General features: G+C 71.3%; 12 protein-coding genes. 6 read left to right on the top strand and 6 right to left on the bottom strand.

Features of this window, described 5'->3' with window-relative positions; genetic code table 11:
* Window positions 1–110: 110 nt before the first annotated feature.
* Both KF837_04210 and KF837_04205 read right to left on the bottom strand, forming a co-directional pair.
* Window positions 111–1,571 carry an NAD(P)(+) transhydrogenase (Re/Si-specific) subunit beta gene (locus KF837_04210; protein MBX3226487.1) on the bottom strand — a complete coding sequence of 487 codons (1,461 nt, stop codon included), beginning with the start codon at window positions 1,569–1,571 and terminating at the stop codon, window positions 111–113.
* A gap of 4 nt (window positions 1,572–1,575) precedes the next feature.
* Window positions 1,576–3,120, bottom strand: a complete 1,545-nt coding sequence (locus KF837_04205; protein ID MBX3226486.1) for a Re/Si-specific NAD(P)(+) transhydrogenase subunit alpha — start codon at window positions 3,118–3,120, stop codon at window positions 1,576–1,578.
* Between the two features lie 84 nt (window positions 3,121–3,204).
* Here KF837_04205 and KF837_04200 point away from each other — a divergent pair, with 84 nt between their 5' ends.
* The 3 genes from KF837_04200 (at window position 3,205) to KF837_04190 (ending at window position 5,361) form a co-directional block, all read left to right on the top strand.
* Window positions 3,205–3,531 carry a DUF962 domain-containing protein gene (locus KF837_04200; protein ID MBX3226485.1) on the top strand — a complete coding sequence of 109 codons (327 nt, stop codon included), beginning with the start codon at window positions 3,205–3,207 and terminating at the stop codon, window positions 3,529–3,531.
* 150 nt (window positions 3,532–3,681) lie between these two features.
* The gene (locus tag KF837_04195) at window positions 3,682–4,908 is read left to right on the top strand and encodes a hypothetical protein (GenBank protein ID MBX3226484.1); all 1,227 of its coding nucleotides are present in this window, start codon (window positions 3,682–3,684) and stop codon (window positions 4,906–4,908) included.
* Between the two features lie 150 nt (window positions 4,909–5,058).
* On the top strand, window positions 5,059–5,361 hold the full coding sequence (locus tag KF837_04190; protein ID MBX3226483.1) for a DUF2325 domain-containing protein: 303 nt from the start codon (window positions 5,059–5,061) through the stop codon (window positions 5,359–5,361).
* Window positions 5,362–5,368: 7 nt separating this feature from the next.
* On the opposite strand, the gene KF837_04185 is transcribed toward KF837_04190, so the two are convergent.
* The 3 genes from KF837_04185 to KF837_04175 form a co-directional block, all read right to left on the bottom strand.
* Window positions 5,369–6,847 carry an ATP-binding protein gene (locus tag KF837_04185; protein MBX3226482.1) on the bottom strand — a complete coding sequence of 493 codons (1,479 nt, stop codon included), beginning with the start codon at window positions 6,845–6,847 and terminating at the stop codon, window positions 5,369–5,371.
* Window positions 6,848–7,016: 169 nt separating this feature from the next.
* Complete coding sequence (locus tag KF837_04180; protein ID MBX3226481.1) at window positions 7,017–7,271, bottom strand: hypothetical protein; 255 nt, start codon at window positions 7,269–7,271, stop codon at window positions 7,017–7,019.
* Between the two features lie 122 nt (window positions 7,272–7,393).
* Window positions 7,394–10,189, bottom strand: coding sequence for a HEAT repeat domain-containing protein (locus tag KF837_04175; protein MBX3226480.1), 2,796 nt, complete (start codon window positions 10,187–10,189; stop codon window positions 7,394–7,396).
* 166 nt (window positions 10,190–10,355) lie between these two features.
* Between KF837_04175 and KF837_04170 the strand changes: the two genes are divergently transcribed.
* From KF837_04170 to KF837_04160, 3 genes are read left to right on the top strand one after another with little or no spacing between them, the layout of a single operon-like run.
* A complete protein-coding gene (locus KF837_04170) occupies window positions 10,356–11,570 on the top strand; it encodes an FHA domain-containing protein (protein MBX3226479.1) in 1,215 nt (404 codons plus the stop codon).
* 18 nt (window positions 11,571–11,588) lie between these two features.
* Window positions 11,589–12,296, top strand: a complete 708-nt coding sequence (locus tag KF837_04165) for a hypothetical protein (protein ID MBX3226478.1) — start codon at window positions 11,589–11,591, stop codon at window positions 12,294–12,296.
* Complete coding sequence (locus KF837_04160) at window positions 12,293–12,904, top strand: hypothetical protein (protein ID MBX3226477.1); 612 nt, start codon at window positions 12,293–12,295, stop codon at window positions 12,902–12,904. The genes KF837_04165 and KF837_04160 overlap by 4 nt, the downstream gene beginning before the upstream one ends.
* Here the strand turns inward: KF837_04160 and KF837_04155 are convergent.
* The gene (locus KF837_04155; GenBank protein ID MBX3226476.1) at window positions 12,883–13,506 is read right to left on the bottom strand and encodes a hypothetical protein; all 624 of its coding nucleotides are present in this window, start codon (window positions 13,504–13,506) and stop codon (window positions 12,883–12,885) included. The two genes, KF837_04160 and KF837_04155, sit on opposite strands and share 22 nt — an antisense overlap.
* Window position 13,507 lies beyond the last annotated feature (1 nt).

Raw genomic sequence — 13,507 nt, 5'->3', positions numbered from 1 at the left:
CGGAATTAGCCGGCGCCGAGCCGCCACTCTGGATCGCGCGGGATCCCGCGCATTTTGTGGAATCTTCCCGCAAAACGAACGCGGAGACGCTTCGGTGATTTGACGGATTTTCAGGTCCGGAGCGCGGTGACGAGACCGTCCATGCTCTTCTTCGCGTCGCCGAAGAGCATGCGCGTGTTCTCGAGGTGGAAGAGCGGGTTCTCGACGCCGGCGTAGCCCGCCGCCATGCCGCGCTTCAGCACCACCGTCGTCTTCGCCTTCCAGACCTCGAGGACGGGCATGCCGTAAATCGGGCTCGACGCGTCGTCGAGCGCGCCCGGGTTCACGATGTCGTTCGCGCCGATGACGAGGACCGCGTCCGTCTTCGGGAAGTCGTGGTTGATGTCCTCCATCTCGAGGACGATGTCGTAAGGCACGCCCGCCTCCGCGAGGAGCACGTTCATGTGCCCGGGGAGGCGGCCCGCGACGGGATGGATCGCGAAGCGCACCGTCGTGCCGCGCTCCTGCAGCACGCGCGTGAGGTCGTGCACCGCCGACTGCGCGCGCGCGACCGCCATGCCGTAGCCCGGCACGATGACGACGCTCTTCGCGTCGCGCAGCATCGCGGCGGTGTCCGCGAGCGAGATCTCGATCACCGCGCCCGCCGGGGCGGCGGCGGCGCCGGCGGCGGGGGCCTTCGCGTCGGCGGTGCCGAAGCCGCCGAAGATGACGTTCGCGATCGATCGGTTCATCGCGCGGCACATGATGATCGAGAGGATCGCGCCGCTCGATCCGACGAGCGCGCCGGTGACGATGAGGAGATCGTTCGCGAGCACGAAGCCCGCCGCGGCCGCGGCCCAGCCCGAGTAGCTGTTGAGGAGCGACACGACGACGGGCATGTCGGCGCCGCCGATCGCCATGACGAGGTGGACGCCGAGCGCGCCCGCGAGGACCGCGATCGCGCCGAGGTACGGCAGGCCCGCGCTGCCCTCCGCGAGCACGATCGGCACCGTGAGCCCCAGCACCGCGGCGGCGACGACGGCGTTCAGCGCGTGGCGGCCGGGGAGCAGGAGCGGCTTGCCGGAGAGGCTGCCGCGGAGCTTCGCCCACGCGATGACGGAGCCCGTGAACGTGAGCGCGCCGACGGCGATGCCGATCCCGATCTCGACGAGGTGGACCGTGCGCTCGACGCCGGGGTGCATCGCCGCCGCGCTCGGCGAGAGGTACGACGCGAAGCCGACGAGGACCGCCGCGAGGCCGACGAAGCTGTGGAGCACCGCGACGAGCTCGGGCATCCCCGTCATCTCGACGCGCCGCGCGAGGACGCCGCCGATCGCGCCGCCGACGACGAGCGCCGCGCCGAGCATCCCGATCGCGCCGAGGTCGCTCCCGAGGTCGCGCCCGGGGTGGCTCGCCCACGCCGCGGCCGTGATCATGACCGCGATCGCCATCCCGAGGATGCCGGAGAAGTTCCCGCGCCGCGCGGTCTCCTGCTTCGAGAGGCCGCCGAGGCTGCGGATGAAGAGCACGCCCGCGACGAGGTACGCGACGCTGGCGATCCCGCCCGAATCACCGAAGAACGATCCGCTCACGACGTCACCGCTTGAACATCCGGAGCATGCGCTCGGTCACGAGGAAGCCACCGCAGATGTTGATCGCGGCGAAGAGCGCGGCGAGCGCGCCGAGGACGGAGGCGGCGTCGAGCGACGAGCTGATCTGGAGCATGCCGCCGATGATGATGATGCCGCTGATCGCGTTCGTGACGCTCATCAGCGGCGTGTGCAGCGCGGCGGTGACGCTCCAGATGACCTGCCAGCCGACGAAACACGCGAGGATGAACACGGTCGAGTGCTGGAGCAGGTCCGGCGGCGCGAAGCGGCCGGCGAAGAAGAGGAGCACGATGACGACGAGGCCGCCGAAGGTGGTGCCCCACGCGCGGCGGGTGGGCGAGCGGATCTGCGTCTGGGCGGGCTTCGCCTCCGCGGCGGGCGGCGGGCGCGGGCGAACGGAGGGACGCGGCGGCGGGGCGGCGGCCTTCGGCGCGGGGCGCGGGAGCACCTCGCCGCCGTGGGTGACGAGGGCGGGGCGGATGACGTCGTCCTCGAGATCGAGGTGGAGCTTCGCGCCGTCGACGATCTCGTTCAGCAGGTGGACGACGTTGTTCGCGAAGAGGCGCGACGCCGACGCGCCCATGCGCGACGCGAGATCGGTGAGTCCGACGATTGTGACGCCATTGTCGGATTTGATGACCTCGTTGGGGACCGTCAGCTCGCAGTTGCCGCCCTGCTCCGCGGCGAGGTCGACGACGACGGAGCCGCGCTTCATCACGTCGACGGCCTCCTTCTTCACGAGGACGGGGGCGGCCTTGCCGGGGATGAGCGCGGTCGTGACGATGACGTCGCACTCGGCCGCCTGCTTCTTGAAGAGCGCCATCTCCGCGGCGATGAACGCGGGGCTCATCTCCTTCGCGTAGCCGCCGCCGCCCTCCCCTTCTTCCTCGATCTCGACGGTGAGGAACGCGGCGCCGAGGCTCTCGACCTGCTCCTTCGTCGCCTTGCGCGTGTCGAAGGCGCGGACCTCGGCGCCGAGCGCGCGCGCGGCCGCGACCGCGGCGAGGCCGGCGACGCCCGCGCCGATGACGAGGACACGCGCCGGCGGCATCGTGCCCGCGGCGGTGACCTGCGGCCCGAAGAAGCCCTGGTAGTGCTGCGCCGCCTCGACGACCGCGCGGTAGCCGACGAGGTTCGCCATCGAGGAGAGGACGTCCATCTTCTGCGCGCGCGTCACGCGCGGGATGCGCTCGAGCGCGATCGCCGACACCTTCCGCGCGGCGAGGAGGCCCGGGAGCGCCTCGTGGCGCTCGGGCTGGAGGAGCGACACGAGGCACGCGCCCTCCGCGAGCTTCGCGACCTCGGCCTCCGTCGGCGGGCGCACCTTGACGACGAGGTCGCTGCTCCAGGCGTCGTCCGCGATCGTCGCGCCGGCCGCGACGTACGCGTCGTCGGCGATGCCGGAGGCCGCGCCCGCGCCGCGCTCGACGACGACCTCGAGCCCCATCCCGAGCAGCTTCTTGACCGACTCCGGGGTCGCGGCGACGCGACGCTCGCCCTCCAGGCTCTCCTTCGGCACGCCGAGACGCATTGGTTGGGGCACCGACGATACAGCATTTCGTCATGAAATCGCGCCCTAAGCGCTTCGAGGGGATTTCCGCGCTATGCTCGGAGGATGAAGCTCGGCTCGGAATGGTCGCAGTTGATGAAGGGCTACGAGGCAGACCACACGGACCCGCTGAACCAGGCGTGTCACAAGGTGGGGATCCCGCTCATCGCGGCGAGCATCCCGATCGGCGCGACCGTCGTCGGGCTCCCGCTCGCGGCCGGCATGTTCTCGGTCGGCTGGACCTTCCAGTTCGTCGGCCACTACTTCGAGGGCAAGAAGCCCTCCTTCGTCGACGACCGCCGCATGCTCCTCGTCGGCCTCCTGTGGTGGCTCAAGAAGACCGGCGCCAACATCGAGCTGACCGGCGACGCGCCCGAGCAGATGACGGCCTGATCACCGGCGGGCGCCGCGTTGCTCATCTCGAAATGGACCAGACCATGATCGGGGTGCCGGCGACCCGACCCAAAAGCCGGCTATTCGTTGAAATTTCAGGATAATCCGTAAGTTCACTCGCGCGGCATGCGCCTTGCTCACATGTAGGGCATGCGTCGCCAAGTGGGCTTTTGGCTCTCCCTTCTGATCGCTGCTCCCGTCGTCGTCGCGTGCTCCGCCGATCCGATCGTGAGCGCCGAGTCGCCCGTCGCCGCCGACAACTCGGGCGCCGCGAACGAGAGCGGCGCGAAGGAAGGCGTCTGCGGCGCGCTCGAGGCGCGGCGCTCCGCGTGCACGTCCACTTCCACGGCCTCCACCTGCGACGGCGCGCTCGCGTCGGCGTGCGGGGCGTTCGACAAGATCCTCAGCCCCGCCGCGGCGAAGGCCCTCTCCTCTTGTTCCGATGCGCCGTCGTGCACGGCGTCGCCCTTCGCGTGCCTCGGCGAGAACCTCTCGAAGCTCGAGCCCAGCGACGCGCAGCGCTCGCTCGCCAAGGCCTACTGCTCGAGCTGCAGCCCGGTCTCCGGCGCCGTCTGCGAGTCGGAGCTCTTCGGCGCGTCGAGCCCGCTCGCGAACCTCGTCCTCCCGCTCGGCGACGACTTCGCTCGCGCGCTCGAGTCCTCCTGCACCGGCACGCCCGCCTGCGGCGCGACCTTCGCGGTGTGCGCCCAGACGGCGCTGGCGAAGCTCGTCTCCGACGTCGATCCGGCGGCCGTGAAGTGCTTCGGCGAAGCCCTCGTCGGCTCGACGCCCTCGACGCCCTCGACGCCCGACGCGACGCCGGCTCCTTCGCCCGCTCCCGCGCCGAGCGCGCAAGAGCAAGAGCGCACCGGCACCGTTCGGGTGAAGATCGACGGCGAGGAGATGGAGATCGCCTCCGTCACCCCCATCGCTCGCAAGACCCTCTACTGCGATGACGGGATCCACGACCGGCACGCGCTCGATCCCGACTACGTCGCGCTCCGGGTGGATTTCCGCGACAAGGCCGGCGTCGAATCGAACATCCACATCCACGCGTCGGCGACCGGCACGGGCTGCTCGAACGCGCGCGGCCTCACCGGCACGCTCAAGGAGCGCGGCAACTGGCTCACCGGCGACTGGCACTTCGCCAGCGCGACCGCCGATTGCGGCCTCACCGTCGACGCCCTCCCCTCCGACATCGCGGCCGGGAGCAAGACCCCCGGTCACTTCAAGGCGCAGTTCAGCGGCCCGATGACCACGGGATGGGCCTGGGTCGTCGCGCCCACCCCGCCGCAGGTCGAGATCGACATCGACATCACCGTGACGCCTTGGGTCCTCCCCTGGAAGGACGCGCACTGCACCAACGTCGCGCCCTGAGGCTGTCGGCAGCCGGACACTTTGTCGGATCGGCAGCATCGATCCGTCGGCCGCGTCGCCAAAATAGCGGGAATATCCCTGCTCCACCGTCGATTCCGCGACGATCACGGGCTGCCGCGCGGTGGTCCTGGTCTTGCTCGAAGGCGGAGCATGGCGAAGAGCGAGGCGAAGGGAGCGGTGATCGTCGTCGGCGGGAGCGGCGGCATGTCGGAGCGCTACCGCGAGGTCGTCGAGGAGCGCGGGCTCGAGCTGCGTCACTTCGAGAACCGCGTCCCGAGCGGGACGCGCCGCATCCTCGGCAAGGTCGCGGCGGTGATCGTCATGGTCGGAATGGTCTCCCACTCGCTCCGCGATCAAGCGAAGGCGCTCGTCCCCCACGACGCGCCCGTCGTGTACCTGAAGTCGGCGTCCGTCTCCGCGCTCCGCGGCGCGGTCGCGTCGCTCGAGGCCTGAGCCCTCGTCAGAGCCCCATCAACGGATCGATCGTCACGACGCGCTCGACGAGGCCTCGCGACCAGGCGTTGTCGACCAGCCCGCGCGGCGAAACGAGGGTGAGGATGATCTTCTTGCGCGTCTTCGTCACGCGCTCGAAGACCTCGAGCTTCGTCTGCAGCTCGCGGGCGTACGCCTTCGTGACGACGTACGGCTCGCGTCCGTACTTCAGCTCGCAGACGTTGATGCTGTCGTCGGCGCGGTCGAACAGGACGTCGATCTGCGCCCCTTCGGTCGCCGCCGAGCGGCTCTTGGGGACGTGGCGGAAGGACGCGATCTCGCACGGCACCGCGTCGATGCCGAGGGCGCGCCGCAGCTCGGCGGCGTGCTTGAGGACGATCCCTTCGAACGCATAGCCCGCCCAGCTCTCGAAGCCGCGGCTCCGGCTCTTGGTGAGCCAGTAGTCCCGCCCGCCGCGCGCGAACGCGCCCTTCGGCGCCGCCTCGATCCACGTCAGATAAAACCAGCAATACTCGTCCGTCAGTCGGTAGAGCGTGTTCTTCGTCCTGGCCTGGTAAGGGCGGAGCGACGAGAGGAACCCCGCCTGCTCCAGCTCCGCGAGGCGCGACGCGAACCGTCCGCCCGAGGAGAGGCCGGTCGATTCGAGGATCTCGATCCGGGTGACGCCTGCGCGGCGCTTGGCCACCGCGCGAACGATGGCCTCGTGCTCCTCCGGCTCGTCGAAGAGGGAGGCGAACAGGCGCTGGTACTCGTCACGCAGCAAGCCATGCTCCGAGAAGCATGCATACGCCACGTTCTCCTGGGCCGAGCGCCCCGGCTCCATTTGTTTCAGGTAGTGCGGGACGCCGCCCACCGCCATGTAGAGGTCGACCACGTCGAGCGGCTTGGGCCGCAGCCCGCGCGACACCAGGAACGCCTTCGTCTCGCGGAGCGTGAACGGCTGCAGATGGATGCGTCGGGTGATGCGGTTGTAGAGTCCCCCTTTGGCGTGAACGAGCTCGTTCACCATCCACGCCGCCGCGCTCCCGCAGAGGATCATCCGCAGGGACGGGATCCGCGAGAGGCGCGTGTTCCAGGTGTGATCGAGCGCCTGCACAAGCCGCGAGCGGCGCGTCGCGAGCCATGGAAGCTCGTCGAGGAAGACGACGAGCTTCCGGTTCTTCTTGTCCTTTGCCGCGCGCTCGAGCCCCGCCGCCATCGTCTCGAACGCGACCTTCCAGCTCGGAAATGGAGGCAAGGGCGCGTTGTCGAAGAGCACGCGTTCGACCTCGCGTTGGAAGAGCAGGAGCTGCTCGGCGGCGGGAGCGTCCTTCAAGCCCGTGACGGTCAGGAACACGTCGGCCTTCGGCTCGACCCATTCGCGGATCAGGAACGTCTTGCCGACCCGGCGCCGCCCGTAGATCGCGATGAGCTCGGCTTCCTTCGAGGCGAGCATCGCGTCGAGCAACGCGCGTTCGACCTCTCGTCCGACGACAGATTCCGCCATGTTTGGGAGACGATATGCGGCGGAATCTTTGGTCGTCTATGAAATTCCGCCGTATTCGGGGCGGTTAATGTGGCGGAATCTTTTGTCGCCGGCGCGGCGCACGGGTGATGGATCGCCGATGGGCCATTTTTCGCTGCTCGCCGGCGGCCTACCACGAGGGCCTCGTCCGCTATAAGGCGGCGAAGCGCCACGCCATCGACGCGTGCATGAGCGACGACTCGGACCTGATGGTCATCACGAAGGAAGCGGCGGCGGCGACGGCGGCCTGCGGCGCCTTCAAGGACGTGATCAAGACGAGCCCGTGGGCGGCGCCGATCCGCCAGGAGCTCGCCGGCAACCTCGTCCTCGCGCAGCTCACCGGCGCGCTCGACACGACGACGTTCGCGGGGCTCGAGGGGACTACGACCTCCGGGCCTTCACGCACTACGACGTCCCCGACTTCGAGCTCTCCCCGATCGGCGACGCGGAGTCCGACACGTTCAACGCGTACATCTCCGAGTGCGAAGCCTAGTACCGCGGGAGGAACGTGGCCTTGGCTGGCCTTGGCTACGCGAGGCCCGTCAGTTCCTCGAAGGCGGTGTAGTAGCGGCCGCGGAAGGCGTCGAGGGTGGGGGTGTCGGCGGTGGAGCGGTGGGTGACGACGTTGCGGATCTGGGCGAGGACCTGGAGCCTATGCGCGAGGCGCGCGACGCGGTCGGGATCGCGGGACTTCACGCCGAGGAGGTTCTTCGGGCCGGATGCGTGCTCGACCGCCAAGAAGAGCATCAGGCGCGACCACTCCGTCACGCTGAGCGGCGAGTCGAGCGGGCGCGCGCGGCGCTCCTGCAGATCGCGGAGCGCGTTCACCGACGATCGGAGCGGGACCTCGACCTCGATCGCGCCGACCTTCACCGGGTCTTGCCAGCGCTCGCCGAGCCAGCGCTGGTACGTGTTCCACCCGCCGCCGAGGAGGCGATCGGCGAGCTCCCAGACCGACGCCGGGCGCTCGTGCAGCGAGCGCAGCCGCGGCGCGAGCCACGCGTGCATGTAGCCCTCGAGGCACTTCATCCAGAGCACGATCGCGGCCGACTGATCGGCGTCCGCGCCGGCGCCGTGCGCGCGCGCCGCGTAGAGCATCTCCGCAGTGCGGAGGCTCTTCGCGAGCGGGGCGAAGCCGCGCACGTCGCGGAGCCGGGCCCACGCCGGGAAGTGCTCGCCGATCGCCTGGTCGACCGGCCGCGCGCTCGCCGGCGCGAGCGGACGGCCCGTCTCGATCGCGGCGAGCTTGAGCGCGAGGAGGTGCTCGTAGATCGGATCGTCGGGGCCGACGCGCGCGACGGCGCCGGAGAGCGCCGCGATCGCCTCCTCGTCCGAGCGCGCGCGGAGGAGACGCGCGAGCCGGAGCGCGACGGCGCGATCCGGCATCGTCGCGACGAGCACGACGACGCGCGCGAACGCCGCCGCGGAGTCGATCGCGACGAGCGCCTCCGCCGCGCGCTCCCGCACCGCGGGCTCCGCGTCCGAGAGCGCGAGGGCGAGCACGTCCTCCGCCTCCGCCCCGAGCGCGCGGCCGAGCGCGGCGATCGCCTTCTCGCGGACGCGCGGCGACTCGTCCTGCGCGAGCCCGACGATCTGCGCGGCCGGCAGGACGCCGGGAGCGAGGCCCGCCACCCGCACCGCCGCGGCGCGCACGCGCGGATCGACCGCGCCGAGGAGCTTCGTGAGCCGCTCGTTCACGCGCGCGATCGACGGCGGCGCCGAGCGCGGCTGCATCGACGACGGCATTGACGGCGGCGCGCCGTCCTCGCCCGTCTCGACGACGACGAGGGCGCGCTCGAGCGCGCGCGACGCGGCCCACAGCGCGCGCGGATCGTCCTCCTTGTTCCAGAGATGCACGAGGTCGGCGACGCGGGAGGACGCGCCGATGTCGCCGAGCGCGGAGAACGCGGCGATGCGCAGCTCCACCCGCTCGGTCTCGCGCCGCGCGAGCTCGACGAGGTCCGGCACGAGCGCGGCCGCGTCGAGGTTGCCGCCCACGTACGCGGCGCGGCGGCGGACGTTCGGGTCGTCGTCGGTGAGCGCGCGTCGCAGCACCGCCTCCGCCCGCGCGCGCTCCTTCCCCACGAGCTCCCGCGGCCGCGCGGCGAGCTGCAGCGCCCACAAGAGCGCGCCGCGCACGCTCGGCGCGGGGTCGTCGGCGAGCGACGAGAGGCGATCGAGCACGAAGCCCGGCGGCGCGAACGCGCCGAGCGTCTGCGCCGCCGCGACCCGCACCGGCGCCTCCTTCACCGTGCGCACGAGGTCGACGAGCGCGTCGCGCTCCCACGGCTCGTCCGCCTCGATCGAGCCCGCCGCGCGCGAGCGCACGAGCACGTCGGCGCTCTCGTCGGCCGCGATCGCGACGAGGAAACGCGTGACCTCGGGCCGGCGGACCTCCGCGATGACCTGGATGACGCCGCGCGGATCGTCGGAGAGGAGGACCTCGGCGCGGGCGAGGACGTCGGCGGCGGGCAGCGTGCGGAGGCGGCGCGCGAGGATCGCCCGCACCGCGCGGTCCCGCTCCGTGAGCGCGGCGAGGATGCGCTCGTCGGGATCGCGCTTCTGCTCGGCGTCGAGCGCGCGGCCGGCCTGGTTGGCGGCGAGCCGCAGCGCGGCGTCTCCGTTCCGAGACAGCGACCGGATCGCGATCAGCGCAGCCTCGTCCCCGATCTCGGCGAGGTAACGCACCGCGGCGAGGAGGACGTCGCGCGGGAGCTCGCGCTCGAGGAGCACGTGGGTCCGATCGCGCGCCGCGTCCGAGCGGATCTCCGTGAGCGCGGTGAGCGCGGCGGCGCACTCGATCGCGTCCTTCGTGACGTCGACGCGCTCCGCGAGCAGGGCGGCGGCGCTGTCGGCGCCCATCCGGCCCAGCGCCGCGATCGCCGCGCGCCGGAGCGGCGGCGCGGCCTCGTCGTTCAGGAACGTCGACGCGATCGTCTCCTCGAGCGCCGGAAACGCGAGGCCGCCCGCGGCCGAGATCGCCGCCTCCACCACCGCGCCGTCCTCGTCGAAGAGGCGCGAGTGGACGTAGGGCATGAGCCACGCGTTGCGGAAACCGCGGCCGATCGCGTGGAGGAGGACGACGCGCTCGGCCGGCGCGTCCGCGTCCCGCGCGACCTCCAAGAGCGCGAACGCGGCCCGCTCCGCCACCTCCCACGTCGCGTCGTACGCGCGGCCGGCGATGGAGCCGAGGACGCGCGCGGCCGCGCTGCGCAACGCGAACGACATCGCCTCGTGCGCCGCACGGACGAGCGGATCGAGCGCGGCGCCGGGCGTGAGCGTGCCGTCCTCGAGCGCCCGTTCCAGCTTCCGCATCTCGTCCATGGGCCCCCGCGAGCTTACGAGGGGATCGATTCGATCCTCGAGAGGATCGGCGCGATCATGGCCTCCTCGTCCCCCACACCTGGGTGAAATCCACGGGAATTCCGCGGATCGACGTACACTAGCGGCGGAAAATTACACGGCATCATCCGTGCAATGCCGTGGTTTCATGACCGACTGGACCTCGGAAGGCACCGTTCGCATCGTTCGCCGGATCCGCCCCGCCACGGCGAATCCCCCCGCCTTCGAGCTCCGCGTCGTCGAGGGCCCGGACGCCGGCGCGGTGCACGCGATCGATCCCGCGCGCGGCACCTTCTTCGTCGGGAGCAGCCCGCTCTGCGCCCTCCGTCTCTCCGACGAGGCCGCCGCGCCGCGGCACTGCTCGATCGAGCTCCGCGAGGGCCGCCTCTGCCTCGTCGACCTCTCGCCGGAGCGGACCACGCGCGTGAACGGCGTGCTCGCGCACGAGGCCTACCTCTCCGGCGGCGAGGTCGTGCGCTTCGGGACGACCGCGATCGCGGTGCGCCGCGCCGACGGCACGTCGCTCGAGCGCTCGGAGCTGCGGTCGTTCGGGCGCGTCCGCGGGGAGAGCCCGGAGATGCTCGCGATTTTCCCCCTTTTCCCGATCCTCGCCGAGCGCCGCGGCCTCCTCGTGATCGAGGGCGAGCGCGGCGCGGGCAAGCGCCTCCTCGCCGAGGAGCTGCACGCGCACGGGCCCGCGAAGGACGGCCCGTTCGTGGTCGCGTCGCGCCACGACACGGTCCCGCTGACGGCGCGCCTCCTCGCCGCGCACGGCGGCACGCTCTACGTCGAGGAGGGCGCGCTCCTCGACCGCGCGGCGCTCCACGTCCTCGCGAACGCCGCCGGCGCCCGCGTCATCGTCGCGACCCGCGGCTCGGAAGACGGAGGCAAGACGCTCCCGGCCGAGCTCGGCGAGCGCGTGGTGCTGCCGCCGCTCCGCGAGCGCGAGGGCGACGTCGCCGCGCTCGCGCGGATGTTCTGGACCGACCTCGGCGGGGCCGGCGCGCTCCCCGACGACTTCGTCGCGCGCTGGGAGGAGCACCGCTGGCCGGGCAACGTCCGCGAGCTCCGCATCGCGGTCTACGATCGCGTCCGCCACGGGAACGAGCCGCTCGCCTCCGACGTCCACGAGATCGTCACGAGCGGCCATCGCCCGAGCGTGGACGTGGACGCGCTGAGCCGCGTGCTCGAGTGCGAGCTGCCCTTCACCCGCGCGCGCGAGGAGGTCATCGCCGAGTTCGAGCGGCGCTACGTCGACCGGGCGCTCCGGCGCGCGAACCACAACGTCGCCCGTGCCGCAGCGAACAGCGGGATTGCACACCGGTATTTCCAGGTCCTGAAGTCCCGTCGCAAGTCCGCGTGAGCGTGATACCTTCGGCACGTGGATCGCGCCGCGCTCGCTGCAAAGTTCGATCGTCTCCTCGCTCTCCGCGGTGACCCCGTGAAGGGACTGCCCGCGACGGAGTGGCAGTCCGCGCTCGAGGAGGTGCCGCGCGAGACGATGATGCGCGCCCTCATCGACATGGTGCGGTCGCTCATCCTCGAGGAGTGGGCCGATCGCCGGAAGGACGACAAGCGCCCGCAGGTCGCGCTCGAGGCGACGGAGGCGTGGCTCGCCGGCCCGACCGCCGACAACTTGAAGGCGGTGAAGGCGGCGGCGAAGGAGTGCACCGCCGCGCGCAACGACACCTTCGGCGACGGGCACCGCGTCCCGCAGGCGGCGCGTCACGTCGCGTGGACGGCCGGCAACGACGACGCGTCCGGCCTCTTCGAGGCGATCCAGAGCGTGGAGGAGGAGCTCCTCGCGCGCATCGCGCTCATGTCCGAGTACCACCGCGGCCCGGAGATGCGCCGCGCCATCGCCGACGTGCTGAAGAAGCACGTGCTCCCGCCGGAGGAGAAGGCGGCGCCGGCGCCGGCGTCGCTCCCGAAGGGCCCCGTGCCCTACAACGCGGACTCGCACTTCGAGCTCGGCCAGCGCATCACGCACAAGAAGTTCGGCGAGATCGTCGTCACGAGCGTGGGCGAGACCTGGATCGAGGTCGAGCTGCCCGATCAATCGAAGAAGCGCCTGGCGCACAAACCTTGAGCACGCCGTACCGTTCGGAGCTCGCGACCGAACGACCCGAGCGCGCGGAGCTCCTCTACCGCTCCGGCGACCTCAACCGCGACGTCACGCCGACGCGCGCCGCGCTCCAGCTCGGGCTCGTCGGCGGCGTCGTCGCCGTCGTCATCGCGGGGCTGGGCTATCCGCCGGCGGCCGCGGGCGTCGTCGTCGTGTCGGCCGCCGCCGCGATCTGGCGCCGGGCCCGCTCGCCCGAGGTCGGCGGCGTGCTCTTCACCGTCGACAGCGGCGAGCTCGTCGTGACGCAGAAGGCGGCGCGCAAGGTCATCGTGCAGGCGCGCCTCCACGACGTCCTCGACGTGCGGCTCGACACGAAGGAGGTCGAGCGCGTCGTCCCTGGCGACAACGCGGTGCCGGGGGTGCGCTTCATCAACACGAACATCGCGCCGAAGGTCGACGTCGCGCGCATCGTCATCGTCCTCGACAACGATCGCGCGCCGGTGCTCCTCACCGAGCAGTTCCTCGCGCACATGGACTCGGTCGAGTGGGTCGGGAAGATCCGCTCGTTCCTGCGCAAGCAGGGCTGGGTCCCGGCCGACGAGCGCGCGGGTCAGGAAGACGACGACGGCTGAGCGGGCGGCGTCGCGGCGAAGAGCGGCGCGCCGATCGGCAGGATCTGGCGGCCCGACGCGTTGGCGAGCACGAGCGCGAACGCGATGTAGAGCGAGAGGAGCATGAGCACCACCGTCGCGAACGCGATCGGCGTCGCGAGCGCGGGCATGTGGAGGAGCTCCTTCGCGATGCGGAAGACGTAGAGGAGGTCGATGTCGAGGAGGAACACGAGGAGCAGCCGCGAGAAGAAGCCGAACGCGTACGTCATCACGACGAAGATGACGATGAAGCAGAAGTCGATCGACAAGAGCACCGTGCTGCTCGGGACGCGGCCCTCCGCGAGCTCCCTCATCGACCACGCGTTGATGACCCAGTTGAACGAGAACGTGGTGAGGAGCGTGCCGCCGAGCATGTTCTTGTTCGCGAAGCTCATGAGCCCCGCGAGGAGCTGGCAGCCGCCGCCGAAGAGCAGACAGAAGAGCGCGGTGGTGCGGAGCGCCTCCGGCGTGAACGCCTCCTTCATCCCGAACGCAACGGGGAGGAGCGACGCGCATCCAATCGCGAGGCCGAAGAGCCCCAGCGAAGTCGGCTCGGCGTACCTGGTCTCCGCTGCTGCTTGCATG

This window comes from Labilithrix sp. (genome assembly GCA_019637155.1).
Taxonomy (GTDB): Bacteria; Myxococcota_A; Polyangia; order Polyangiales; family Polyangiaceae; genus Labilithrix.
This window is presented reverse-complemented; position numbering and strand designations above follow the sequence as displayed.

Bases quoted from the DNA above. Each gene is read 5' to 3' on its own strand.
- KF837_04200 (MBX3226485.1), top strand. From the start codon at position 3,205: ATGAAGCTCGGCTCGGAATGGTCGCAGTTGATGAAGGGCTACGAGGCA.
- KF837_04155 (MBX3226476.1), bottom strand. From the start codon at position 13,506: ATGCAAGCAGCAGCGGAGACCAGGTACGCCGAGCCGACTTCGCTGGGG.
- KF837_04170 (MBX3226479.1), top strand. From the start codon at position 10,356: ATGACCGACTGGACCTCGGAAGGCACCGTTCGCATCGTTCGCCGGATC.
- KF837_04190 (MBX3226483.1), top strand. From the start codon at position 5,059: ATGGCGAAGAGCGAGGCGAAGGGAGCGGTGATCGTCGTCGGCGGGAGC.
- KF837_04175 (MBX3226480.1), bottom strand. From the start codon at position 10,189: ATGGACGAGATGCGGAAGCTGGAACGGGCGCTCGAGGACGGCACGCTC.
- KF837_04185 (MBX3226482.1), bottom strand. From the start codon at position 6,847: ATGGCGGAATCTGTCGTCGGACGAGAGGTCGAACGCGCGTTGCTCGAC.
- KF837_04205 (MBX3226486.1), bottom strand. From the start codon at position 3,120: ATGCGTCTCGGCGTGCCGAAGGAGAGCCTGGAGGGCGAGCGTCGCGTC.
- KF837_04195 (MBX3226484.1), top strand. From the start codon at position 3,682: ATGCGTCGCCAAGTGGGCTTTTGGCTCTCCCTTCTGATCGCTGCTCCC.